The organism is Pseudaeromonas sharmana (assembly GCF_042649925.1).
GTDB lineage: Bacteria > Pseudomonadota > Gammaproteobacteria > Enterobacterales > Aeromonadaceae > Pseudaeromonas > Pseudaeromonas sharmana.
Genome location: NZ_JBHSAF010000012.1, coordinates 1 through 24,176, shown reverse-complemented (window position 1 = coordinate 24,176; position 24,176 = coordinate 1). Strand labels below are relative to the sequence as shown.

Here is a 24,176-nt window from a genome sequence, read left to right as displayed (position 1 = left end):
TTGCAATGATACAGCCGGCTGCAGCCGGCTGTATCATTTCTAGCGGTTACTCTGGGGTGGAGGGCGGGTTTCGCTTTTCAGCAACCTTGCGCTCGGCCGCCTGAAACAATGCTTTGCGCAAATCCAGCATCGTGAAGAAACCAAACAGCAATACGGAGACATAATGCTGCCACTTTAGCGGCATGATGCCATTGGCGATCAGAGTCAGCATTGCGGCTTGTATGCCGTGAACGAGCAGCATCAGTACCGCAAATGCGGGTATTAGCGTACTGATTTTACCTGGCAGTGGATGCAAGAACGTGAAATAGATGGCACCGATCCAAAAGCCGAGTACGATGGCCTTGGCTAGCCACAAGAAAACCCTGGTCATGTACTTGCCCCCTCTCGTTGATACAGCTGATAACACACCTGCCCTGCTTTTTTATCCTTGATAAGCGTCCAATTGGCTGGCAACGCGGGAGCAGGACCATTTAATTCGCGCTCCAGATAGATCCACGCCGACTCCTGGAGCCAGCCGCCCGTTTCAAGCCTGGAGCAAACCTCTTCCAGCAATCCCTGATGAAACGGGGGATCAAGGAACACCACATCATATCCAGAGGCTGGTTGTGCCAGGAATGACCGCGCATCCTGATTGACAACACGGGCCTTATCACTGCCAAGTGACGTCAGGTTTCGCGTCAGTTGCTGACTGACAGCACGATTCATCTCCACCATGGTGACATGGCCGGCATAGCGCGACAGTGCTTCAAATCCCAGACTGCCGCTGCCTGCGAACAAATCCAGACAAACTGCGTCACGAACCTCGGCGGCTAACCAGTTGAACAGGGTCTCCTTGACTCGATCTGTCGTCGGACGCAGCCCTTCCACCTCTAATACGGGCAGCTTGCGGCCTTTCCATTGACCACTGATCAAGCGAATGTTACCGCTTTTGCGACTGGATGGGACTGACATTGAGGTTCGAGCGGGGGCGCGTCTGGGCATGGCGTTTATTCACTGCAAGATAGTGGTAGTATAAGGCCCAATTTTCGACCTTTATCGACAGGTCGGCATTTTATCAGCGGTGCAGGAAGTGAGTAAGTTCTAATGGCAAAGAAAGGTTTTTTATCGTGGCTTGGTTTAGGTAAGCGTGCCGAACCCGAGGCGGACGTCATCGAAGAGACGTCGCCCGCAACGGGGGCTCTCACTCATGCGCCAGAAGAGACAGCCGAGGCAAAGTTAGACTTGCCTGCGATGCCGCTAGACGGTGATGCTGTCCTGGAAGCAGAAGCAGAAGCAGAAGCAGAAGCAGAAGCAGAAGCAGAAGCAGAAGCAGAAGCAGAAGCAGAAGCAGAAGCAGAAGCAGAAGCAGAAGCAGAAGCAGAAGCAGAAGCAGAAGCAGAAGCAGAAGCAGAAGCAAATCCACACGTTGTCACTAAGACGCCGAAAGCCAGTCTCTTTGGGCGCTTGGTTCAGGGACTGATGCGGACGAGAGAGTCGTTAGGTGCCGGCTTTGTCGCCCTGTTTCGTGGAAAAAAGCTGGATGATGAGCTGTTCGATGAGTTAGAGACCCAGTTGCTTACGGCGGACTTGGGTGTTGAAACGACAACACGCATCATCAATAACCTGACCAAGCAAGCGTCGTTACGCCAACTCAAAGATGCAGAGGCTTTGTACGAGTTACTGCGTCAGGAAATGGCGACCATTCTGAAACCAGTAAGCAAACCGCTGGAAATCACCTCCCCTACACCTTTTGTGATCCTGATGGTGGGGGTCAATGGCGTAGGCAAGACGACGACCATTGGCAAGTTGGCTAAACGTTTCCAGGCTGAAGGCAAAAGCGTCATGCTGGCGGCGGGTGATACTTTCCGGGCGGCGGCGGTAGAGCAGTTGCAAGTATGGGGACAACGCAATCAAATTCCAGTGATTGCCCAGCATACTGGCGCCGATTCTGCCTCTGTTATCTTTGATGCCTTGCAGGCTGCCAAGGCTCGCCAGATCGATGTTTTGATCGCCGATACCGCGGGCCGCTTGCAGAACAAGAATCACCTGATGGAAGAGTTGAAGAAAATAGTGCGTGTCATGCAAAAGCTGGATCCTTCTGCTCCGCATGAGGTGATGCTGACTCTGGATGCCGGTACCGGGCAGAATGCGCTGAGTCAGGCCAAGTTGTTTGGTGATGCGGTTGGCGTCTCTGGTTTGGCGTTGACGAAATTGGATGGGACAGCCAAGGGCGGAGTGATTTTTGCAATTGCCGACCGGTTTGGTATTCCAATTCGCTACATAGGGGTGGGTGAAGGGATTGACGATCTGCGCCCATTTGATTCCGACGATTTTGTCGAAGCGTTGTTCAGTAAGGATCTCGCATAAACCATGATTCGATTTGAGCAGGTCAGCAAGCACTATCCGGGCGGCCATCAAGCCTTGCAGAAGGTCAGTTTCCATTTGGCTAAGGGCGAAATGGCCTTCCTCAGCGGGCACTCGGGGGCCGGCAAGAGTACACTGCTCAAACTGATTGGTGTCATGGAGCGTCCAAGCGATGGTCGGATTGCCTTCCACGGCCACGATGTGACCAGGATTGCTCGCCGAGATATCCCTTATATCAGGCGTCAGATTGGCATGATTTTCCAGGATCATCGCTTGTTGATGGATAAGACGGTGTATGACAACGTGGCCTTGCCATTGATCATTGACGGTTTTACACCTGCTGAAATACAAAAGCGAGTGTCAGCCGCGCTGGATAAAGTCGGTTTGCATGACAAGGTGGGGTATCTGCCTATGATGCTGTCCGGTGGTGAGCAGCAGCGGGTAGGGATCGCGCGGGCCATCGTAAACACGCCGCCATTGTTACTGGCGGATGAACCGACGGGCAATCTGGATGCCGAGCTGGCCGCTGACATTATGCGTCTTTTCGCTGAGTTCAATGATGTCGGTGTCACTGTGTTGATCGCTTCCCACGATCAATCGTTAATTCGTGACAGTGGCTGCCGTGTTCTGACGCTCAAGGGTGGGCGCTTGTTGGCTGATATGCCTGCCGGAGGGGAGCATGAGGCGTAAACGTCATTCCGGCGGGATGTCCCGTCAACTGTCGTTGTTTTTGTATCATCATCTACAAGAGGCCAAAACGGCTATTGCCGGAATTTGGTTTGCACCGCTGACTTCATTGATGACGATTGCCGTAATCGCCATCAGCCTGGCTGTGCCATCCGTATTCTATGTCATTCTTAAAAACGCAGAGTCGGTCAGCCAGCAGTGGCAGTCTGGAACTCAAATTACCCTGTATTTGAAAAAAGGGACGGCGGAGGCTCAAGCGCTAGCCTTGGTGGACAACATCAAGCAGGATCCAGAGGTGGAGCGGGTTCGTTATATTTCACCAGACGAGGCGTTGCAGGAATTTGCTTCGCTGTCAGGTTTTTCGGACGCTATGCGCTCTCTGAGTGAAAATCCGTTACCGGCGGTAATTGAAATCACGCCAGATAGCCATTTTCGGACGCCACAGGCGACGCGAGCCCTGTCAACAAGGTACGCGACTGATGCTGTCATCGAACAGGCCAAGCTGGATTTGCAATGGCTGGAACGGTTGCAGGGTATTATCAATCTGATTCGTCATTCAGTTCAGGGGATGGCGGTGTTGTTGATCTTTGGGCTGGTGCTCACGATTGCGAACACATTGCGTTTGAATATTTTCAGCCGACGGGCAGAAATTGAGGTCATGAAGCTGGTCGGGGCGACCAATCGTTTTATTTATAGACCCTATCTGTACCTCGGGCTTTGGTACGGGTTGATGGGCGGCATGCTGGCCTGGTGGCTCTGTGAAGTGCTGATTCTGTGGAGCGAGCACCAGGTAACCATCCTGGCCGCACTCTATGATAGCCATTTCCGGCTGATGGGTCTGTCTGCCGTCGAGGGTGGAGCTCTGCTGCTCGCCAGCATGGGGTTAGGGATACTGGCCGCGTGGTTTTCGGTATACCGTCATATCAGCGAGATCGAGCCCGGATAATGTGGTCGGCATAATCGACATAAATGATGCGCCGCACACTTTTTTCAGATGAATGCGGAACTTTTTTCGAGTTGTGTCAGTCTCATGGGTGAGGGTTAGACTAGGAGCAGATTGCTTGCCTCCGGTCGCATGTCGGACTGACTGAACAACAGTGACATGTCTTTTGACGGGGGTACTTGCAAGGTTCCCCCTTTTTTATGTATATAAGTGGATCCAGACGGCGGATCCTGGTTTTAGCTATGACGTGTGCCGCTGAAACAGACGAAGAGGGTTATGATGACAACGGCTATTCAGCAATCCATGGTTCTCGTTCCCCAAGGCAGCCTGGAGGGTTATATCCAGGCCGTAAACAGCATCCCGATGCTGACTGCCGAGGAAGAGCGCGCGCTAGCGGAGCGACTGCAGCAAGAGGGAGATCTTGAAGCTGCGCGCATGCTAGTCATGTCTCATTTGCGGTTTGTGGTGCATATCGCACGCAGCTATGCCGGGTATGGCTTGCCGCAAGCCGATCTTATTCAGGAAGGCACGATCGGTTTGATGAAAGCCGTGAAACGTTTCGACCCGAGTGTTGGGGTTCGACTGGTCTCGTTTGCGGTGCACTGGATCAAATCCGAAATCCATGAGTATGTGTTGCGTAACTGGCGTATGGTCAAAGTGGCCACCACCAAAGCCCAACGTAAATTGTTTTTCAACCTGCGTAAGGCGAAGAGTCGTCTTGGCTGGTTTAGCCATGATGAAGTGCAGACTGTCGCTGCTGATTTAGGTGTCTCTCCACAAGAAGTACTGGAGATGGAAGCCCGCATGAGTGGTCAGGATGTCGCGTTTGATGGCTATGACGACGATGATCAGGAGACCGCTTTTGCTCCCGTGCATTATCTTGAGGATAAGTCATCTGATGTCGCCGCTGCGCTGGAGAGTGATGATTGGGAACACTATGCCGAGCATAAGCTCGCCCATGCGTTAAAGACGCTGGATGAGCGTAGCCAGCATATAGTGCGTCGGCGTTGGTTGGATGATGAGAAGGCGACGCTGCAAGAGCTTGCCGATCACTATGCCGTGTCAGCGGAACGGATTCGGCAGCTGGAAAAGAATGCACTGAAACGACTGAAAGATGCGCTCGAAGCCTGATAAAAAAACCGCCAACGGCGGTTTTTTTATTACTGGATAACGACTATTCAGACTCATCAAAACGGTCTGCTACCAGTTGTTCAACTGCGCTCATTAACGCATTGGCGTCACTGCCTTCGCAAATGACTGTAATCGCTTGTCCTTGTGCCGCCTCAAGCATCAATAGTCCCATGACACTATCAGCACTGGCCTCTTTCTCGCCGTTACTAACCATGACGGTGGCCTGATAGCTAGCCGTCAGTTGCACTAGCTTGATAGCCGCGCGAGCATGCAGGCCCAGCTTATTTACGATCAACAACTGCTTTTCAATGCGCGGCATGTTGTTTCTCCAGCGTTTTATGGCGGACTTGTACTGTCTTGTTGCGATTGCGAAAACTGGCAGCTAGCTGTTCGGTGATAAAAACGGATCTGTGTTGGCCCCCGGTACAGCCAATGGCCACCGTCAAATAGCTACGGTTATTGCGCTCCAGATTGGGAAGCCAGTGGTTGAGCAGGGTTTCAATATGCTGGCAATAGAGCATGACATCTGGCTGATTGCGCAGGTAGTGCTGGACTGGACTGTCCAGGCCTGTCAGTGGGCGAAGTGCCGCGATCCAGTGCGGATTTGGCAGAAAGCGGGCGTCAAAAACGAAGTCTGCATCCTTAGGGGTCCCGTGCTTGTACCCAAATGACTCGAAAACCAGCACCAGCTCTTTCTCTTTGCGGCCCAATACCCGTTCACAAATTTGTTCACTGAGCTCATGAATGCTCAATGACGTGGTATCGATGCGTAAATCCGCTGTTGATGACAACGGCGCCAGCATGTGCGTTTCTTGCTGTATGGCTTGATCGAGTGAAAGGTGTTGGCGTGACAGCGGGTGCAGTCGCCGGCTTTCACCATAGCGACGGATCAGCGTGGCGTTATCTGCATCGGTGAAAATACTGGAAAATTCGAGGTCGCTGCTCTCGCGGATACGGGTGAGCAACTCTTCCAGCTCCGAACTCTCAGCAGGCAGATTACGCACATCGATGCTGACTGCGAGTTCACTGTGCTGATGACGTGCAACATCGACCAACTGAGGCAATAGAGAAACCGGAAGGTTATCGACACAGTAATAGCCAAGATCCTCAAGCACGCGCAGCGCGACCGTTTTTCCCGAGCCAGAACGGCCACTGACCACTATCAGTTTCATGCTCGCCTCATGGAGCTGTTATCAGTTGATAGAGCGCCTCGTCGTTTTCAGCCTGACGGAGCTGACGACAAAAAGCGCGATCATGCAAACGGGTTGCGATCAGTGACAGGGTCTTGAGATGAGTTTTGCATTCGCTCTCTGGCACCAAGAGGGCAAACAGGATGTCGATTGGCTGGTTGTCTATGGCATCAAACGCAATCGGTTCTTCCAATGTCAAAAAAACCCCTGTCAGTGGGTGGCCATCCGGAATGCGGCCATGGGGAATTGCGATTGCGCCGCCAATGCCGGTACTACCCATTCTTTCGCGGGCAAGCAGTCGCTCGAAGAGGTCTTGCGCGTCAAGGCCAAGCCTTTGAGCTGCCAGTTCGCTGATCATCTCGATGGCGCGTTTTTTGCTGGAACAAGGGACTGCACTTTTGGTGCAGTCCCTGCTGAGGAAATCCTGAATTAACATTATTAGGGTTACTTACTGTTTAGTTTTTCTTTGTGCTTAATGATCTGCCGATCCAGCTTGTCAATCAGCGTATCAATCGCGGCATACATGTCTTCGTGCTGAGAGTTGGCAAAAATTTCACCGCCGTTGACATTCAATTTGGCTTCGGCAATCTGGTTGAGCTTTTCAACCGTGAGGATGACCTGGACATTGTTAATCTGTTCGAAATGGCGCTCCAGTTTTGAAAACTTGCTGTTCACGAAATCACGCAGCGGCTCAGTAATTTCGATGTGATGACCGGACAGATTGATTTGCATAACGTCTTCCTTATTGTTTGCCCTACAGCAGGCGTTTACGTTGGCTTGACGGGGGAATGGATAAAGACTCACGGTATTTGGCAATGGTTCTTCTGGCAACCATGATACCTTGCTCGGTCAGCAAATCCGCGATCTTGCTATCGCTTAACGGCTTTGCCGGGTTCTCCGCTGCGACTAGCTTCTTGATGAGCGCTCGAATCGCCGTCGAAGAACACTCCCCTCCATTATCAGTATTGACGTGACTGGAGAAAAAGTACTTCAATTCGAAGATTCCGCGAGGGGTATGCATGAATTTTTGTGTGGTCACCCGTGAAATCGTCGATTCATGCATCTCTACTGCTTCGGCTACATCGTTAAGAACCATGGGTTTCATGGCTTCTTCACCATATTCGAAAAAATCTTGCTGGTGCTGGACGATGCAGTTGGCGACTTTCAATAAGGTCTCGTTCCGACTCTCCAGGCTCTTGATGAACCACTTTGCTTCTTGGAGGTGAGAACGAATAAATTGGCTATCGCTGCTGTTCCGGGCATGGCGGGCCATGGCGGCATAGGTTTCGTTGATGCGAATTTTCGGCATGGCATCTGGATTAAGCTCCACTATCCAGCGGCCCTGCTTTTTGCTAACGGCGACATCGGGGATCACATAGGATGATTCTGCCTGCAGCACGCTATTTCCGGGGCGGGGATCCAGTTGCTGAATCAGATCCAGTGCCTCTTTCAGATCGGCTTCTTTGAGCTGCATTTTGCGCGCCAAATTGCGGTAATCTCGGTTGCCCAGCAGGTCCATGTGTTCCTGTAGTATCTGCTTGGCTTCCTTCAGCCATGGGGTGCTATGCGGGTACTGTCCTAACTGGATGAGCAGGCACTCCTGGACCGAACGCGCCGCGACGCCGATAGGGTCAAAATGCTGGACGCGTTTAAGGACAGCTTCGACCTCATCCAGCTCGACTTCAACGTCATCGTTATGCACGGATTCGCGGATGTCATCGAGGCTGACTGTCAGGTAGCCAGACTCATCGATTGCATCAATGATCGCCAGCGCGATAGCCGCATCCAGTTCACTGAATGGGGTCAAATGCATTTGCCACAGCAAATAATCTTGTAGGCTCTCTGTCGTTTCGCCCTGATAAACGGGTTCATCGTCGTTAACGGGTAGGCCGCTGGATTGATGTGTCCCGGCGGTATAGACCTCATCCCAGGTCGTATCCATCGGTAGCTCTTCAGGCATGTTTTCCTGATTCAGCGCCTCGCTGGTACTGAGCTGACTTTCATCGTGATCAATAGATTCATCGTGCTGTTCTGACGCGTCACTCTCGCGCTCTGATGGCAGCGCATCGAGACCATCACCCTCTTCCATTTCCAGCAGGGGATTGGCATCCAACGCCTGCTGGATCTCCTGCTGGAGCTCCAGGGTCGAAAGTTGCAACAAGCGAATGGCTTGCTGCAACTGGGGCGTCATGGCCAGTGATTGTCCCAAGCGTAATTGAAGAGTCGGTTTCATCTGAGTTGTTTATTCCTTGCGGCTAATCGTTTGGCGTCCGTTATTGTCACAGGGTGAAGCCTTCACCCAGATAAACCTGCTTGACCTGTTCGTTACGCAGTATCTCCTTCGGAGAGCCCTCGGCAATCAGTTGACCATGGCTGACGATATAGGCTTTTTCGCAGACATCCAAGGTTTCTCGGACGTTATGATCGGTAATTAATACCCCAAGGCCACGATCACGTAAATGTTCGATGATACGTTTGATATCAATAACCGAGATGGGATCAACACCAGCAAAAGGTTCATCTAGCAGGATAAATCTAGGGTCTGCAGCTAAAGCTCTAGCGATTTCCACTCGGCGCCGCTCCCCACCGGAGAGACTCATGCCAAGGCTCTGTCGGATATGGGTAATATGAAATTCTTCGAGCAAGGACTCCATTTTGTCTCGGCGCTCTTCCTTGGACAGATCGGGTCGCAGTTCGAGCACGCCCATCAGATTCTGCTCGACGCTGAGGCGCCGGAATATGGAGGCTTCTTGCGGAAGGTAACCGATACCGCTGCGCGCGCGCTCATGCATCGGCAGCGGCGTCAGATCCAGGTCATCTATTGTCACCACGCCACCGTCCTGCGGAACCAGGCCGACGATCATATAAAACGAGGTTGTTTTACCCGCACCATTTGGTCCGAGCAGGCCGACAATTTGGCCCGTTTCAACCTGCAGGCTGACATTGGTGACAACGGTTCTGCTCTTATAGCTTTTTTTCAGGCTGACGGCCTTCAGGCATGACATTACTGTTGCCCCTTCTTTTGATCGTTGACCTGTTCCTGAATCTGGTCAGGCAGGAAGATGGTCTTGACGCGCGACCCCTTGCCACTACTCTCCGCTGCCATCTGCTGCTTCTGGATGTCATAACGGATGGTGTCACCAGAGACTTGGCTATCTTCCTGCTTCAGGTGCGCCTTACCACTGAGAATGACCAGTTTTTCTTTCAGTTTGTAGCTAAGTTGCTTGGCCTGAGCTTCGACAGGTTTGCCATTGTCGAGGATCTGGTAGAAGGTGGCGGGTGAGCCATAGGCGATCATCTCTTCGGCACCTTTTTGACCGTGACGAATGACTTCGACTTTACTGGCGGTGATGCGGATGCTGCCTTGAGTGATGACGACATCGTCGAGGAAGGAAACCTTGTCACTCCCCAGCTCTGCCAGCTGACGTTGTGAGTCAACCTGAATGGGTTGTTGATAGTCCGATTGCTTGGCCTCGATGGACGTGGTGAGCAGGCTCAGGGCTAACAGCAGATTAACGTGATGGATTGAAATAGCGCGCATGGCTGTTACTCAGTAATTGATATTTTTCGGCTTGTAGCTCAGCAAGCAGTCCTGTGCCCCTGTTTGTGAATCCGGGGCCGGTAATCTCGACGCTGAGGTTGGTTCGGACTTGCTGTTTGGCAAAGTCCATCTCCAGATAATCGGTTGTCATCTGTTGCACTATCGGATTTTCGCCGAGGTACCTGAGCTCAACATGATTGCGCAACAGGGCGCTGTCATTGTCATTCAACACCCCTTTATCACCCGTGAGTTGCCATTGATCACCCCCCTGCCTATTTTTGGTGATGATTCTGGGGCGGGTAAGTTCTGTGCTGTTCAACTGATTATAATGTTCGGCCTTATCGGTGAGCAGTGTCTGCATCAGGGCGCCATTGGCCGCATAGTGGCGCGTGATCAGATCGGTGGCAATGAAGGCCGGCTGATAGAGGCTGTTGACGTCCGCCGTTTGGGCATCACTATTGTCAAACCAGCGCCACAGACCGATGGCAGTCAAGAACAACAAAAAAATTGCAACGTTATAACGGCTCATATCGAGGCGCCCTTGATGTGTTCAAGCTTGTCATGGGCCTGCAGCAACAGGTCGCAGACTTCGCGAACGGCGCCTTCACCACCGCGCATGCGGGTAATGTAATCGGCAGCACGGAGGACCAGCGGATGGGCATCTGCTACGGCAATCCCGAGTGCGCATGACTGCATGACAGGGATATCGATCACATCATCACCGATATATGCCGCTTGCGTCGCGTCCAGCCCCAGTTTGTCTAGCAAGTCTTCAAAAGCGGGAAGTTTGTCACCTTGCCCCTGGTATAAGTGTTCGATACCTAGGGCGGCCATGCGATCACTGACGATACGTGAGTTGCGCCCGGTGATGATGGCAACCTCGATGCCGAGCTCTCGTACCGCCTTCAAACCAAAACCATCTTTGGTATGAAACGCCTTGAGCTCTTCGCCTTGATTGCCCATGTAGATACGGCCATCGGAAAGCACGCCATCTACGTCACAGACCAGTAGCCTGATGCGTCTGGCACAGGCTACTAGCGCGTGTTCCACATCTCCGTACAGGGTTTCAACCATGGACATTAGACGACCCCGGCCTTGAGAACGTCATGCATATTGAAGGCGCCGACAGGCTTTTGTTGCTTATCGATCACCACCAAGCCATTGATCTTGCGTTGTTGCATCAATTGTACGGCTTCGGCTGCCAGCATCTCTGCATAAACGGTAACACAGCCACGCTTCATAACGGCATCGATGCGTGTTTGATGGATATCAATCCGTTGATCCAGGATGCGGCGAAGGTCACCATCCGTAAAGAGACCGGCCAGCGTGCCATCTTGATTGACGATGGTTGTCATGCCCAACCCCTTCTGGCTGACTTCAAGCAGTGCATCGCGCACTGTGGCATGGCATGGCACGACAGGGAGTTCGTCGCCGCTGTGCATCAGATCACTGGTGCGCAATAATAATTTACGTCCCAATGCCCCGCCCGGATGGGACAGCGCAAAGTCATCAGCGGTAAAACCGCGAGCCTCGAGCAAGGCGACAGCTAACGCATCGCCCATCACCAGTGTCGCGGTCGTACTGGAGGTCGGGGCCAGACCGAGCGGGCAGGCTTCGCTGGGGACGCGGATACACAGGTGGACGGATGCTTCACGCCCCATGGTGGAGTCTGGGTTGCCAGTGATACAAATCAAGGCATTGCCCCAACGCTTGAGCACGGGTAACAGGGCAATGATCTCGTCGCTTTCGCCTGAGTTGGAGATAGCGATCACCACATCCTGCGAAGAGACCATTCCTAAGTCACCGTGGCTGGCTTCACCGGGATGCACAAAAAACGACGGTGTGCCTGTGCTGGCGAACGTCGCGGCCATCTTGCGCGCTATGTGCCCAGATTTGCCCATGCCCATGACCACGATCTTGCCCTGACAATGCAGCATCATCTCACAGGCTCTGACAAAGGATTCATCGATGAATGCTTGCAGTCCTTGCAGGGCGGCGATCTCGATAGCCAGAACACGTTGGCCGGCGCGGCGATAATCGAACAGCTTGGTCATTGTTACAGACTCCTGATTATTGACTGGCTGATTATATGAAAGTCGGCCTCCAGAAGCGAATTGCACCGCAGAAGCAGGTAGTTAGCGTCAATTAGCATGAAATTCGCTCAGGCTTCAGGTTGCGAGTTAGATCACGTCCCCATACAATGCGGCATTCTATTACATAGCCGGAGAGCCTCATTTGAGTGACGAACTTGTACGCATCGAAGGCTTGAGCTTCAGCCATGGTGAGCGGCTGATTTACGATGATATCAGTCTGACGATTCCCAGAGGCAAAATAACCGCGTTTATGGGGCCGAGCGGCATTGGTAAGACGACCTTGTTGCGTCTGATCGGTGGACAGATCAAGCCGGACCAAGGGCAGATTCTTTTCGATGGGCATAACGTTCCGGCGCTGTCTCGACATCAGTTGTATGCCTTGCGCAAACGCATGAGCATGTTGTTCCAGAGCGGAGCACTGTTTACCGGCATGAATGTGTTTGACAATGTGGCTTATCCACTACGTGAGCATACCCAGCTCCCTGATGAGCTGCTGCGTACTCTGGTACTGATGAAGCTGGAGACTGTCGGGCTGCGAGGGGCCGCAAACCTCATGCCTTCCGAGTTATCCGGAGGCATGGCACGCCGGGCTGCGTTAGCAAGAGCCATTGCGCTTGATCCAGAGCTCATCATGTATGATGAGCCGTTTGTCGGACAAGATCCGATTACCATGGCGGTACTGGTGAAGCTGATCAGTCAGTTGAACAAGACGTTGAATATTACTTCGGTCATTGTTTCCCACGATGTGCCAGAGGTGATGAGCATTGCTGATTACGTCTATCTGATCGCCAATCGCAAAGTGGTGGCTCATGGCACCCCGGCGCAGTTGCGTGACGAGGCAAATCCCGAAGTGGTGCAATTTGTTCATGGCTTGCCGGATGGTCCCGTGCCATTTCACTATCCCGCCGCAGACTATCTGCAGGAGCTGTAATGGTATTTGAAGCAATTAGTCGCTTGGGACGGCACGGTGTCCGCAGTATCCAGGCAGTAGGCCGCGCCGGCATCATGTTGTTTCACGCCTTGATCGGCAAGCCGGCCATTCGACGTCATTTCCCACTGCTGATTCGCCAGTTGTATGTCGTCGGTGTGCAGTCCGTGTTGATTGTCATGGTCTCCGGATTGTTTATCGGGATGGTGCTCGGTTTACAAGGTTATAACGTGCTGGTGGAATTCAAGGCGGAGGGCAGCCTGGGGCCGCTGGTCTCGTTGTCTTTGCTGCGGGAGTTAGGGCCGGTTGTCGCCGCTCTGCTGTTCGCCGGCCGCGCCGGCTCCGCCTTGACAGCGGAGATTGGTCTGATGAAGGCAACCGAGCAACTCTCCAGTCTCGAGATGATGGCGGTAGATCCGCTTCGTCGTATCGTCTCCCCCCGTTTTTGGGCGGGGGTGATCAGCTTGCCTCTGCTGGCGTTGATGTTCAGCCTAGTTGGGGTGTATGGCGGTAAATTGGTTGGTGTCGATTGGATGGGGGTGGATGAAGGCACCTTCTGGTCCGGGATGCAGGCCGCCGTCGATCTTGGCGAAGATGTGGGGCAAGGATTCGTTAAGAGTCTGTTTTTTGCGCTGGTGGTCACCTGGATTGCGTTATTCAATGGTTATGATGCCAAGCCGACAGCGGCCGGCATTAGCCAGGCGACAACGCGGACAGTGGTCCACTCCTCACTGGCCGTTCTCGGGCTGGATTTTATTCTGACTGCGGTCATGTTTGGGTGAATGTGATGAAGATAAACAAGATAGAGTTCACGGTCGGCTGCTTCATGCTGGCCGGGTTGGTAACCGCTGTTTTGCTGGCTCTGCAGGTCGCAGGCATGACGTTTGGCGAGGCGGGTTCTAGTTACACCCTGTATGCCCGTTTTGACAATATTGGCGGTTTGAAGGTGCGCTCTCCGGTCAAGATCGGTGGCGTCGTGGTCGGGCGTGTGTCAGATATCAGTATTGATACCAAGACACTGGCACCGGTTGTCAGCTTGCAGATTCAGGATAGTTATAACCAACTGGCCAGCACGACGACGGCGTCCATTTTGACTTCTGGTTTGCTTGGTGAGCAGTACATCGGTTTGACCCCGGGTTTCATGGATGAAGAGATGGGAACCACGGTACTCAAGTCCGGGGATCGGATTGAGGACACTAAATCCGCTATCGTGCTGGAGGATCTGATTGGTAAGTTCCTCTATAGCCAGAGTAATAAGTGAGGTTCACATGCTGAAGTATCTGTTATCCGGCATCGTTCTGTTTTGGAGCGTGTTCAGCCAAGCCGTCGCCTACCCGGCGGATCCCTATGCGCTTATTAATGAAGCGGCCAGCAAGACGTTTGCCAGACTCAACCAGGAACAGAGCGGCATTCAAAAGAATCCAGAGCTGCTGCGTCAAATCATTCGCGATGAACTGATGCCATATGTTGATAACAAGTTTGCCGCATATAAAGTGATTGGAAATGAGTTAAAGAACACAACGCCAGCCCAACGAGACCGTTTTACGTTGGCGTTCACCGATTACATAGTGGCGACCTACGCCGATGCATTGGCCAAATATGATCAACAGAAGATTCAGGTAGAAAAGCCGCGCAATCTGGGCGACGACAAGCTGGTTTCGATCAATGTCTCGATACTTGATCCGGGCAAGCCGAATATCAGTGTCATCTTCAAGTTGCGTCAGAATACCAAGACCGGCGAGTGGAAGGCGTTCGACATGGTTGCCGAAGGTATCAGCTTGCTCTCCTCCAAACAGTCCGAATTGGGGGGCATGATCCGCGACAAGGGGATTGATGCCGTCAGCCAGATGCTGGAAGAGCACAATCGCAAGCCCATGACACTGCCGGCCAAGACATCATGAAACTGGAAGGGAGTATTGATGCCCATCGTGTCGCCGTCTGGTGGTACAGCCGTGACTCACTGTTTGCACAGCATAAACTGGACTTACAGTCAGTGACGACGGTGGATTCCTCTGGTGTGGCGTTTTTGGTGCATTGGGCCAAGCATTGCCGAGCCAATGGACGCACCTTGCAGTTACAAGGTGCGTCTCAACAATTGATTGGCATGCTGATGCTTTATGCTGTCGAGCCGCTGTTTGAGCTGGCTCCCATCCCCCCCTTGAACGAGAGCAACAACTAATGCAACCGAGCGAGATTGAGAGTATCCTGCGGGCCGCATTATCGCTGGATGAAATTCACGCCAGTGGTGACGGTGGCCATTACCAGGTAATAGTGGTGTCTGACCTGTTTGCCGGCATGAGCCGAGTCAAGAAGCAACAGGCGGTGTATGGCCCACTGGCGGAGCATATTGCCTCCAATGCCATCCATGCCTTGAGCATCAAGGCTTTCACTCCTGACGAGTGGAAGCGCGAAAAGAAATTTATCATGCCCTCCTGAGGGAACGGATTCGATGGACAAATTCAAAATTCAAGGTGGCTGCACCCTGCAGGGTGAGGTCACCATTTCTGGTGCCAAGAATGCGGCGCTGCCAATATTGTTTGCCACCTTGCTGTGTGACGACGAAATTCATCTGAGCAATGTTCCAGATCTGAAGGACGTTGCCACGACACTAAAATTGCTGGAAATCCTCGGTGCCAGCGTGAAACGCAACGGTGATCTGACCGTGCTGGCGGGGGCGGTGAATCACCATGTCGCGCCGTATGAACTGGTGAAGACCATGCGCGCGTCCATCCTGGCCCTCGGTCCTTTGACGGCCAGGTTTGGTATGGCTGATGTGTCGTTGCCTGGTGGGTGTGCCATTGGTGCGCGCCCGGTCAACTTGCATATTCATGGCCTCGAACTGATGGGAGCCAAGATCGTTGTTGAAGAGGGCTACATCAAGGCGCGGGTCGATGGCCGCTTGAAAGGAGCACATATCCTGATGGATATGGTTTCCGTGACGGGAACAGAGAACCTGATGATGGCTGCGGTGCTGGCTGACGGACGGACTGTTATCGAGAACGCAGCCCGGGAGCCGGAGGTCGTTGACTTGGCGAACTTCCTGAATGCGCTGGGAGCGAAGATTCAGGGGATTGGCACTAACACACTGACAATTGATGGTGTTGAACGCTTGCACGGTGGCGCATATCGCGTGCAACCTGACCGTATCGAGACAGGAACCTTCCTGGTGGGTGCGGCCATTTCAGGTGGCGAAATTCTCTGTCGTAACACGGATCCGACGTTACTTGAAGCCGTTCTGGTCAAGTTGGAAGAGGCGGGCGCCCTGATCGAAAAAGGCGCGGACTGGATTCGCCTAGACATGCGCAACCGCGTATTGAAACCGGTGAACATTACCACTGCACCCTATCCGGCTTTCCCAACGGACATGCAAGCGCAATTCACTGTACTGAATGCCGTCGCCAAGGGGACCGGTGTCGTCACCGAGACCATCTTCGAGAACCGTTTCATGCACGTTCCAGAGTTGGTGCGTATGGGCGCGGATATTGAATTGCAGGGCAATACTGCCGTTTGTCGCGATACCGAGCATCTGTGCGGAGCTCAGGTGATGGCGACGGATCTGCGTGCGTCAGCTAGCCTGGTTCTGGCTGGCTTCGTCGCGCATGGGGTGACGATAGTCGATCGTATTTATCACATCGATCGTGGCTATGAGGACATCGAAGGCAAGCTGTTGGCCTTGGGTGGGAAAATCGAACGTATTCGCGGTGAATAACAGTACCGGATTGCCCAGCCCCGCTTCGGCGGGGTTTTTTTATGGCAGAGAGAGCCTCTGGGCCATGCTCCAAAGTAACCCATCCCGAATGACGCGATATCGACAAGGTCGCACACGCCGACATCCTTCCCCATCCATGAGCGCTCGGCCGTAGCATCTCTGATGAGGGGGCGGCAGCCTGACTGTGGTGCGCGATCTTTTTTTCGGAACTGTTATGTCAGAAAAAAAAGAAGGACCGCGAGCGGTCCTGACTCAGATGAGGAATGATCAACACCCAACGTGGTAGGAGCGGGTGTTCGCGGTTGATTGACGCAGGTTATCCGTATGCTCCTGAAACCAAATAACCAGCCCGATGTTATTGGCTAAACGGCCAAATCAACCAGATGCGCCATGTTCATGTTTTTACGGTTTTCTTTCAATGTTTAACCAAACAAATCGCATTGATGCTGAACTGCATTCATTTTTTTGTTATATTCGTTGTGGTTTATTTATTTATCAGGATTGGGTGTGAACGATAATCACAGAATTGATAATTTGGATCGGCAAATCATTGCGACATTACAGCAAGATGCCCGGACACCCTATGCAGAGTTGGCCAAACGCGTCGGCGTGAGTGCGGCGACGGTTCATGTCCGGGTCGAAAAATTGCGTCAGGCGGGCATCATTTCAGCCACGCGAGCCATAGTGAATCCGAGGGCGCTTGGTTACGATGTCTGCTGTTTTATCGGTATCAATTTGAAAAGTGCGCGTGATTACAACGCGGCACTAGAGCATCTCAATGAGCTGGATGAAGTGGTTGAAGCATTCTATACCACTGGCCATTACAATATTTTCATCAAGGTGATGACGCGCTCGATCGATGAACTCCACACTTTATTGACCAGCAAGATACAGACCATCGACGAGATCCAGTCGACAGAAACGCTGATCTCACTGCACAACCCCATTCAGCGGCAAGTGGTGCCCTGATACAGTTACAGCAATAACATGCCGCAGAATACAACCAGCATCAGCACGATAAGTATCACGGCTGTGGCGGCATAGCGCAGATCATCAGACATAACGCCTCCGTTAAGTAGGTTATCGAAGATAACTTAATGCAAACTGTTGGTAGATGAGACAGTTTGCTGTTAGGAGTGTCGTTTGCCTCACAGAGTGACAATTTCATCAGCCATGGCTGGCAACCGGCAACGCGGTCGACAATAGTCAAAAGGCGTTCGCATGCTTGGGGGCTGTTATGTATCGAGACTTGTTGCTTCCGCCGCTACTGGCATTGGTATTCCTGTTTTTGGTCAGTAATCTGTTGCATAGTGTCTAGGTTCAGACGGCCAGATAGGCGTGTTGCTATCACTAATCTAAAGATGGCTACGGCATTGCTGTGGCCATATTTTTTTATAAGGAGGGTAGAGTGGAAGACGTATGGGCCCTGGGTCACTGTGATGATTCATTTGGCGGTTCGGTATTGGCTAGCAAGGGAACGCAATGGCTCTGGTTTCATGATCGAGATGAGGTACTCGATTACTTGCTGGGCGATTATGCCGAGCTGCTGGCAGATACTGGCGAACTGGATGAAGAGCAGCTTGACTCGGCACGAGAACGCTTCGCGGGGCTGATTGACGATTGTGCCAGTGATGATGAATTGGTACGCGAGCTCAATGAACTGAGTATCGAGCTACGTCGGATTGTCTGGATGGGGCCGCTCTCTTCCCTCGCCACCGATTACTCCGATTTTGCCTTGGCGCTGCGGCGTTATTTCTGGCAACAGACCGGGGAGGACGATGATCTCGAGGCGATTATCCCTGCGGACCGTTGGGCGGAACTGGTCGATGTGCTGGATGAATTTTTGATTGATGGCGAATACTGAACCATCTCACTCTTGGCAGCTGTGACGAAACAAGCAATACTGTATTTATATACACACTTCTGGGCCTGCCATGCGCCTCTATATCGCAGAAAAACCAAGTCTTGGTCGAGCCATTGCCGACGCCCTGCCTGGTCCGCAGCAATCGGGTGAGGGCTTTATTCACCTGGGTAACGGTGATGTGGTCAGTTGGTGTATTGGCCATCTATTCGAGCAGGCCTCCCCAGAGTGTTACGATCCGCAGTTTAAACGCTGGCAATGGCAAACTTTGCCGATTATTCCCCAGCGCTGGCAACTTAAGCCTCGCCCTTCGAGTCAACGGCAATTGGCTGTATTACGCAAATTGATGCGTGAGGCTGATGAATTGGTGCATGCAGGAGATCCAGACCGCGAAGGGCAGTTGCTCGTGGATGAAGTGATCGAAGCGCTGTGGCCCGCTGGTCGACGTCCTCCTCCTGTCTGGCGTTGTCTGATTAGCGATCTTAATCCGCCCGCTGTTCGTCGTGCCCTTACTCAGTTGCGAGCGAATCAAGAGTTTTCGGCGCTTAGCCAGTCGGCATTAGCGCGTTCACGTGCAGACTGGCTTTACGGCATCAACATGACTCGCGCTTATACCCTGTTGGCACGGCAGACGGGGTCGGAGCGATTGCTCTCGGTTGGCCGTGTTCAAACGCCTGTGCTTGGACTGGTCGTCCGTCGCGATCATGCCATTGCGAATTTTATTAGCCGTGACTATTACGAAGTCGAAGCCGAGATCACCGTTGATGCGATTGCCTTTAAGGCCAAGTGGTCTCCCTCTGATGCTTGTTCACCGTGGCAAGATGAGGAGGGGCGGATCTTATCAAGAGCACTGGCTGACAATGTGGTCTCGCGCATAACGGGTCAACCGGCGGAGGTGGTGGCAGCTCAACAAAAGTTAGGTAATCAGTTACCACCTCTTCCTTACAATCTATCGTCACTGCAGATTGATGCCTCAAAACAATTGAACCTCTCGGCACAGCAAACGCTGGATATTTGCCAGCAGCTTTATGAACGACATAAGTTGATTACATATCCGCGTTCGGATTGCCGTCATCTACCTCAGGGGCAATTTGACGATCGACATGAGCTCTTGGCAACGCTATCCCGTCTGCTTCCGGATCTGGCGCCTGCGGTGGCGATGGCAAATCACGAACTAAAGTCGGCTGCATGGAATGATCATAAAGTGACTGCACACCATGCCATCATCCCCACCGTGAATGCCAAGCGAGTGCTGTCGTTGTCTGCAGAGGCGATCGCACTCTATCGCATGATTGCCCGGCAATACTTGATGCAGTTTTATCCGCCCCAACGTTATCGCGATACGGAGTTGAAACTGCAGATCGCCGGCGGGCTGTTTATCGCACGCGGGCGAGAGATACTCGATAGTGGTTGGCGCGTGCTATACCCGGCACGGACACCGATATCGACGGATGCGATCGCCTCGCTGCCGCTATTGGCCAAAGGCACTCGGTTATTCTGTCAGCAAGGCCATCGCCTGGATAAACAGACGGAACCTCCCAAGCCATTTACTGAAGCCAGTTTATTGGCGGCCATGACGGGGATCGCACGCTATGTGACGGACCCGGATCTAAAAACCATCTTGCGTGACACGGATGGTTTGGGGACCGAGGCAACACGAGCAGGCATTCTGGAGCTATTGATCGCTCGACGATTTTTGCAGCGCGAGGGCAAAGTGCTGCGCAGTAGTGAGACTGGGCGAGCGTTGATTGCGGCGTTGCCGCAAGAGGTGACGCTTCCGGACATGACGGCATATTGGGAGCGTTCGCTGGCCTTAATTGAACATCGTGAGCGTGTATATAGTGATTTTATGGTGCCATTAGAGCAACAACTTACAGAATTGATTCGGGAAGCTCGTCTTGGCCGTGAGCAGCTCGCGGGTCTGTTGGCTAATGTCGAGCGCGAACCCGTACATAACTCGCGTCGGCGCACGACCAGGAAGGGGCATGTCGCAGGTCGAAAGCGTGCAGCCTCTGCGGGTAATACACGCTCCCGTCAGCGAATGCGGCGCCCGGTTCAGGAACAGAGCGTGATCGGTTAAACTGGCAGCTCGCGTTTATTCAGGAGTGGCCATGACACCGCAAGCCCGTTTTGATCTGCATTCGTACAATACTTTTGGGCTGATGGCGACAGCCGATTGGGGAATGGCGTTTAACTCGTTGGAGCAGTTGCAAGCCATTATCCAAGATCAACGCTGGGCCAATATGCCTCGACTGGTCCTGGGTGGAGGCAGCAATGTGCTTTTCACAGCAGATTATGCCGGACTGGTGCTGCTCAATCGGCTGCAGGGCATTGCAATTGAAGAGTGCGACACCGGCTGGTGTTTGCAAGTGGCTGCGGGTGAAAGCTGGCCTGGACTGGTCGAAGAAACGCTTCGACGTCAGATCCCTGGCTTGGAAAATTTGGCGTTGATTCCAGGCACAGTAGGTGCAGCTCCGGTACAAAATATCGGCGCTTATGGTGTGGAGTTATGTCAATACTGCTGTCATGTCGATGCACTGGAGCTGGCTTCGGGGACCGTAGTGCGTATCCCTGCTGCAGAATGTGGTTTTGGATACCGCGAAAGTCATTTCAAGCATCAGTGGCGGCATAGCCACATCATTATTGGTGTAGGACTGTTTCTTCCCAAAGCATGGCAACCCCAGATTGGTTATGGCCCGCTTCGCGAACTGGGGGACAACCCCAGTGCTGTGCAGATTTATCAAACAGTTTGTCGCGTTCGTCGAGAAAAACTGCCACAACCTGAGGAGTTTGGGAACGCTGGCAGTTTCTTCAAAAACCCGACTGTCACTCCGGATATCGCCGCAAGATTAGCTCGGCATTATCCTTCGATGCCACAATTTCCTCAGTCGGATGGTCGGGTTAAGCTTGCGGCCGGTTGGCTAATCGATCAGGCAGGCCTCAAGGGCTACACGGTCGGAAGGGCCTCGGTGCATCAGCAACAAGCTCTAGTCTTAATTAATCTGGGCGGGGCGAGCGCACAGGATGTCATTCAACTGGCGACAACTGTTCGTGAACGGGTGTTGACTCAATTTGCTATCGAGCTTGAGCCGGAAGTGCGTTTCATTGGCCGGACAGGGGATACCAGTCTACGGGAGATAAGCCGATGAGACACCTTACCGCACGGCAACAGCAACTATTGCAGCTGTTGTCGGATGGTGAATTTCATTCGGGAGAACAGATTGGGCAGCAATTGGCGATCAGCCGTGCGGCCATCAGTCAGCAGATTAAACAGCTCAAGCCATTGGGACTGGATGTTTACAGCGTGACCGGCAGAGGCTATAGGCTCGCCCATCCGCTGGAGCTTCTGGATCCGAAACGCTTAACGGCATCTGGTGTCGATCTGTTTCATTGTATTGCCGTTATCGATTCCACTAACCAGTACATGATGAGTCGCTTGAACGAGTGGCAGCAGGGTGAGTGTCTGCTCGCCGAGTGCCAGACTGCGGGGCGTGGTCGGCGTGGTCGCGAATGGGTCTCGCCTTTTGCCGGGCAGCTGATCATGAGTCTTTACTGGCAGTTGGATCAGGGAATGGCTGCAGCCATGGGACTGAGCCTGGTCGTCGGAATCGTGATTGCTGAGGTGCTGCGTGAGCATGGCTACGACGGGATCGGCTTGAAGTGGCCGAATGATGTATACGGTCAAGGGCAGAAACTGGCTGGTATTCTGGTTGAAATGGCAGCCACGGCGGGTGGGGCATGCCAACTGGTTATCGGTGCTGGGCTGAACTTGGCGATGCCAATTCAATTAGCCGAACAAATCAGCCAGCCCTGGACGGCCTTGCAAACGTTACGAGCGACACCGGTTGCTCGCAACCAGCTAACGGCGGACATTATTTTGCAATTGCGCGCCGCATTACAGCAGTTTGAACGGACTGGACTGACTTCATTTGTTGCGCGCTGGAATCAGTTTGATATCTATCGTGATCAACCAGTTCGGTTGTTGCTGGGGGATCGAGAGGTGACGGGTGTAGCCCGGGGTATCGATCTGCAAGGTGCTTTGTTGTTGGAGTGTGACGGCGAGGTAATGCCATTCATTGGTGGAGAGATCTCGCTGCGACCACTGGTGTGAACCGTATAAAACAGGCTGACACTATGCCGGCCTGTTTACGGATAACCGGCTCTATTTGCGTAATTTAACCTGCTCGACAGCATGAGCGCCGCCTTTGGTCAGTATCAAACTGGCTCGTTCGCGCGTGGGGAGGATATTTGTCTTCAAATTCGGATAGTTGATCTCATCCCAGATTTGACCGGCAATGTTCACGGATTCCTCTTCACTCAATGCCGCGTAGTGATGAAAGTAACAAGTGGGGTCGGCAAAAGCCCCTTTGCGAAACCGCAGAAAGCGCTCGACATACCACTGCTTAAGCAGGTGCTCGTCGGCATCGACATAGATAGCGAAATCGACAAAGTCGGATACAAACACGTGATGAGGGTCGTGAGGGTAGTCCATCCCGCTTTGCAGAACATTCAAGCCTTCCAGAATCAGGATATCCGGTTGTTCGACCCGTTTTTCGGCATCAGGAACAATGTCATAGATGTGATGGGAGTATACGGGAGCACTGACTGATTTAGCTCCAGCCTTGATGTCTGCGACGAAGTTAACTAGTCGTCGCATGTCATAAGACTGTGGAAATCCCTTTTTCTTCATCATTCCACGAGCATCCAATTCTGCGTTGGGATAAAGAAAACCATCGGTCGTGACGAGCTCGACTTTGGGATGCTCTGGCCAGCGATCCAGTAACGCCTGCAGGATCCGCGCTGTGGTGCTTTTGCCTACGGCGACACTGCCGGCAATGCTGATGACGTAGGGTACGTGAGCAGGTTCTGTCCCCAGGAACTGTTCAATCACCTTGCTACGGCGTTGACGTGCTTTGACATACAAATTCAGCAGACGGGATAACGGCAGGTAAATATCTCGCACCTCATCCAGAGACAATTCATCATGGATACCGCGCAATTGCACCAGATCATGCTCCGTCAACGTCATAGGGACGGCGGCGCGGAGTTCAGACCACTGGTGGCGCGTGAAAGAAATATAAGGAGATAAGTGGCCCGTCTCTAATGTCATGAAATACTCCGTATTCAAGCACGGCGACATTACACCAAGGGGGGGTGGGTCACAAGCGGCTGACAGACGCGCTGCGCAGAGTTTTTTGTATTTTCAACGCGACGAGTCAAAAAAACAGCACTTCGAGTGTTGCATGGCGAGGAATTGATCCCATAAAATGCGCACCGCTCACGTGCCAGGTCGCAATACGACCGCGGTACCAGCAATCCGGAGGGATTCCCGAGCGGCCAAAGGGATCAGACTGTAAATCTGACGGCTCTGCCTTCGAAGGTTCGAATCCTTCTCCCTCCACCATTTATGGGTTTGAGGTCGTTGGTTCTTAAGAGTACAAAGCGGGCATCGTATAATGGCTATTACCTCAGCCTTCCAAGCTGATGATGCGGGTTCGATTCCCGCTGCCCGCTCCAGCACGCAGGGTGTAACCCGAACAGATCAGACAGATCTGTCCCGCTCCGTCCCTCGCGGCATGGATCCAATCTTCTTCTCGCCTGTTTTATTGTATACTGCACTTGCATTTTGTGCTGTGGTTGACTAGCCACCACTTACCTTAGTGATAGTTAGAGGGACGAGCATGTCTAAAGAAAAATTTGAACGTACAAAACCCCACGTTAACGTAGGTACCATCGGCCACGTTGACCAC

General features: G+C 52.8%; 29 protein-coding genes and 2 tRNA genes. 18 read left to right on the top strand and 13 right to left on the bottom strand.

From position 1 onward, the window contains the following. Positions 1-46 precede the first annotated feature (46 nt). Both ACFOSS_RS09735 and rsmD read right to left on the bottom strand, forming a co-directional pair. Entirely contained in the window at positions 47-370 is a 324-nt protein-coding gene (locus tag ACFOSS_RS09735; RefSeq protein ID WP_377152146.1) for a DUF1145 domain-containing protein, read from the bottom strand. Then, positions 367-981: a 16S rRNA (guanine(966)-N(2))-methyltransferase RsmD gene (rsmD, locus tag ACFOSS_RS09730; RefSeq protein WP_377152145.1), complete on the bottom strand. Its 615-nt coding sequence runs from the start codon at positions 979-981 to the stop codon at positions 367-369. Before rsmD ends, ACFOSS_RS09735 begins: the two co-directional genes overlap by 4 nt. 102 nt (positions 982-1,083) lie before the next feature. On the opposite strand from rsmD, the gene ftsY reads away from it, so the two are divergent. From ftsY to rpoH, 4 genes are all read left to right on the top strand, one after another. Further along, complete coding sequence (gene ftsY, locus ACFOSS_RS09725; protein ID WP_377152144.1) at positions 1,084-2,346, top strand: signal recognition particle-docking protein FtsY; 1,263 nt, start codon at positions 1,084-1,086, stop codon at positions 2,344-2,346. A gap of 3 nt (positions 2,347-2,349) precedes the next feature. Continuing rightward, positions 2,350-3,033 carry a cell division ATP-binding protein FtsE gene (gene ftsE / locus ACFOSS_RS09720; RefSeq protein WP_377152143.1) on the top strand — a complete coding sequence of 228 codons (684 nt, stop codon included), beginning with the start codon at positions 2,350-2,352 and terminating at the stop codon, positions 3,031-3,033. Continuing rightward, positions 3,023-3,976 carry a permease-like cell division protein FtsX gene (gene ftsX, locus ACFOSS_RS09715; RefSeq protein ID WP_377152142.1) on the top strand — a complete coding sequence of 318 codons (954 nt, stop codon included), beginning with the start codon at positions 3,023-3,025 and terminating at the stop codon, positions 3,974-3,976. Before ftsE ends, ftsX begins: the two co-directional genes overlap by 11 nt. A 276-nt stretch (positions 3,977-4,252) precedes the next feature. Next, positions 4,253-5,104: an RNA polymerase sigma factor RpoH gene (gene rpoH, locus ACFOSS_RS09710; RefSeq protein ID WP_377152141.1), complete on the top strand. Its 852-nt coding sequence runs from the start codon at positions 4,253-4,255 to the stop codon at positions 5,102-5,104. A 43-nt stretch (positions 5,105-5,147) separates the two neighbouring features. Here the strand turns inward: rpoH and ACFOSS_RS09705 are convergent, their stop codons facing one another. From ACFOSS_RS09705 to kdsD, 10 genes are read right to left on the bottom strand one after another with little or no spacing between them, the layout of a single operon-like run. After that, on the bottom strand, positions 5,148-5,423 hold the full coding sequence (locus tag ACFOSS_RS09705; RefSeq protein ID WP_377152140.1) for an HPr family phosphocarrier protein: 276 nt from the start codon (positions 5,421-5,423) through the stop codon (positions 5,148-5,150). Next, positions 5,410-6,276, bottom strand: coding sequence for an RNase adapter RapZ (gene rapZ, locus ACFOSS_RS09700; RefSeq protein ID WP_377152139.1), 867 nt, complete (start codon positions 6,274-6,276; stop codon positions 5,410-5,412). The genes ACFOSS_RS09705 and rapZ overlap by 14 nt, the downstream gene beginning before the upstream one ends. 7 nt (positions 6,277-6,283) lie before the next feature. Beyond that, entirely contained in the window at positions 6,284-6,730 is a 447-nt protein-coding gene (gene ptsN, locus ACFOSS_RS09695; RefSeq protein ID WP_377152138.1) for a PTS IIA-like nitrogen regulatory protein PtsN, read from the bottom strand. An 8-nt stretch (positions 6,731-6,738) separates the two neighbouring features. Continuing rightward, the gene (gene hpf, locus ACFOSS_RS09690; protein ID WP_377152137.1) at positions 6,739-7,026 is read right to left on the bottom strand and encodes a ribosome hibernation promoting factor; all 288 of its coding nucleotides are present in this window, start codon (positions 7,024-7,026) and stop codon (positions 6,739-6,741) included. A 22-nt stretch (positions 7,027-7,048) separates the two neighbouring features. Next, positions 7,049-8,527, bottom strand: a complete 1,479-nt coding sequence (locus ACFOSS_RS09685) for an RNA polymerase factor sigma-54 (protein WP_377152136.1) — start codon at positions 8,525-8,527, stop codon at positions 7,049-7,051. A 46-nt stretch (positions 8,528-8,573) separates the two neighbouring features. Beyond that, on the bottom strand, positions 8,574-9,299 hold the full coding sequence (gene lptB, locus ACFOSS_RS09680) for an LPS export ABC transporter ATP-binding protein (protein ID WP_377152135.1): 726 nt from the start codon (positions 9,297-9,299) through the stop codon (positions 8,574-8,576). Next, positions 9,299-9,835 (bottom strand): lipopolysaccharide transport periplasmic protein LptA, encoded by a 537-nt coding sequence (gene lptA / locus ACFOSS_RS09675; protein WP_377152134.1) that lies wholly within the window; start codon positions 9,833-9,835, stop codon positions 9,299-9,301. Before lptA ends, lptB begins: the two co-directional genes overlap by 1 nt. Further along, on the bottom strand, positions 9,807-10,364 hold the full coding sequence (gene lptC, locus ACFOSS_RS09670; protein ID WP_377152133.1) for an LPS export ABC transporter periplasmic protein LptC: 558 nt from the start codon (positions 10,362-10,364) through the stop codon (positions 9,807-9,809). The genes lptA and lptC overlap by 29 nt, the downstream gene beginning before the upstream one ends. Beyond that, a complete protein-coding gene (kdsC, locus tag ACFOSS_RS09665) occupies positions 10,361-10,915 on the bottom strand; it encodes a 3-deoxy-manno-octulosonate-8-phosphatase KdsC (RefSeq protein WP_377152131.1) in 555 nt (184 codons plus the stop codon). Before kdsC ends, lptC begins: the two co-directional genes overlap by 4 nt. Beyond that, a complete protein-coding gene (gene kdsD / locus ACFOSS_RS09660; RefSeq protein WP_377152130.1) occupies positions 10,915-11,889 on the bottom strand; it encodes an arabinose-5-phosphate isomerase KdsD in 975 nt (324 codons plus the stop codon). Before kdsD ends, kdsC begins: the two co-directional genes overlap by 1 nt. 181 nt (positions 11,890-12,070) lie before the next feature. Between kdsD and mlaF the strand changes: the two genes are divergently transcribed. The 12 genes from mlaF to birA all read left to right on the top strand — a co-directional run bounded on the left by mlaF (position 12,071) and on the right by birA (position 22,537). Then, the gene (gene mlaF, locus ACFOSS_RS09655) at positions 12,071-12,859 is read left to right on the top strand and encodes a phospholipid ABC transporter ATP-binding protein MlaF (protein WP_377152129.1); all 789 of its coding nucleotides are present in this window, start codon (positions 12,071-12,073) and stop codon (positions 12,857-12,859) included. Further along, complete coding sequence (mlaE, locus tag ACFOSS_RS09650; protein WP_377152128.1) at positions 12,859-13,638, top strand: lipid asymmetry maintenance ABC transporter permease subunit MlaE; 780 nt, start codon at positions 12,859-12,861, stop codon at positions 13,636-13,638. Before mlaF ends, mlaE begins: the two co-directional genes overlap by 1 nt. A gap of 5 nt (positions 13,639-13,643) precedes the next feature. Then, entirely contained in the window at positions 13,644-14,117 is a 474-nt protein-coding gene (mlaD, locus tag ACFOSS_RS09645) for an outer membrane lipid asymmetry maintenance protein MlaD (protein ID WP_377152127.1), read from the top strand. Between the two features lie 7 nt (positions 14,118-14,124). Continuing rightward, complete coding sequence (gene mlaC, locus ACFOSS_RS09640) at positions 14,125-14,757, top strand: phospholipid-binding protein MlaC (protein WP_377152126.1); 633 nt, start codon at positions 14,125-14,127, stop codon at positions 14,755-14,757. Then, entirely contained in the window at positions 14,754-15,035 is a 282-nt protein-coding gene (locus ACFOSS_RS09635) for an STAS domain-containing protein (RefSeq protein ID WP_377152125.1), read from the top strand. Before mlaC ends, ACFOSS_RS09635 begins: the two co-directional genes overlap by 4 nt. Beyond that, complete coding sequence (gene ibaG / locus ACFOSS_RS09630) at positions 15,035-15,292, top strand: BolA family iron metabolism protein IbaG (RefSeq protein WP_377152124.1); 258 nt, start codon at positions 15,035-15,037, stop codon at positions 15,290-15,292. The genes ACFOSS_RS09635 and ibaG overlap by 1 nt, the downstream gene beginning before the upstream one ends. A 13-nt stretch (positions 15,293-15,305) precedes the next feature. Beyond that, complete coding sequence (murA, locus tag ACFOSS_RS09625) at positions 15,306-16,565, top strand: UDP-N-acetylglucosamine 1-carboxyvinyltransferase (RefSeq protein ID WP_377152123.1); 1,260 nt, start codon at positions 15,306-15,308, stop codon at positions 16,563-16,565. 507 nt (positions 16,566-17,072) lie between these two features. Next, positions 17,073-17,534, top strand: a complete 462-nt coding sequence (asnC, locus tag ACFOSS_RS09620; RefSeq protein WP_377152122.1) for a transcriptional regulator AsnC — start codon at positions 17,073-17,075, stop codon at positions 17,532-17,534. 439 nt (positions 17,535-17,973) lie between these two features. Then, complete coding sequence (locus ACFOSS_RS09615) at positions 17,974-18,429, top strand: hypothetical protein (protein WP_377152121.1); 456 nt, start codon at positions 17,974-17,976, stop codon at positions 18,427-18,429. Between the two features lie 70 nt (positions 18,430-18,499). Beyond that, positions 18,500-20,506 (top strand): DNA topoisomerase III, encoded by a 2,007-nt coding sequence (locus tag ACFOSS_RS09610; protein ID WP_377152119.1) that lies wholly within the window; start codon positions 18,500-18,502, stop codon positions 20,504-20,506. 25 nt (positions 20,507-20,531) lie between these two features. After that, the gene (murB, locus tag ACFOSS_RS09605) at positions 20,532-21,575 is read left to right on the top strand and encodes a UDP-N-acetylmuramate dehydrogenase (RefSeq protein ID WP_377152117.1); all 1,044 of its coding nucleotides are present in this window, start codon (positions 20,532-20,534) and stop codon (positions 21,573-21,575) included. Continuing rightward, the gene (birA, locus tag ACFOSS_RS09600; protein WP_377152115.1) at positions 21,572-22,537 is read left to right on the top strand and encodes a bifunctional biotin--[acetyl-CoA-carboxylase] ligase/biotin operon repressor BirA; all 966 of its coding nucleotides are present in this window, start codon (positions 21,572-21,574) and stop codon (positions 22,535-22,537) included. The genes murB and birA overlap by 4 nt, the downstream gene beginning before the upstream one ends. A gap of 51 nt (positions 22,538-22,588) precedes the next feature. On the opposite strand, the gene coaA is transcribed toward birA, so the two are convergent. Beyond that, a complete protein-coding gene (gene coaA / locus ACFOSS_RS09595; protein ID WP_377152114.1) occupies positions 22,589-23,536 on the bottom strand; it encodes a type I pantothenate kinase in 948 nt (315 codons plus the stop codon). Between the two features lie 209 nt (positions 23,537-23,745). On the opposite strand from coaA, the gene ACFOSS_RS09590 reads away from it, so the two are divergent. After that, positions 23,746-23,830: transfer RNA gene (locus ACFOSS_RS09590), tRNA-Tyr, on the top strand. 38 nt (positions 23,831-23,868) lie between these two features. Beyond that, a tRNA-Gly gene (locus ACFOSS_RS09585) sits at positions 23,869-23,943 on the top strand. Positions 23,944-24,176: the final 233 nt, after the last annotated feature.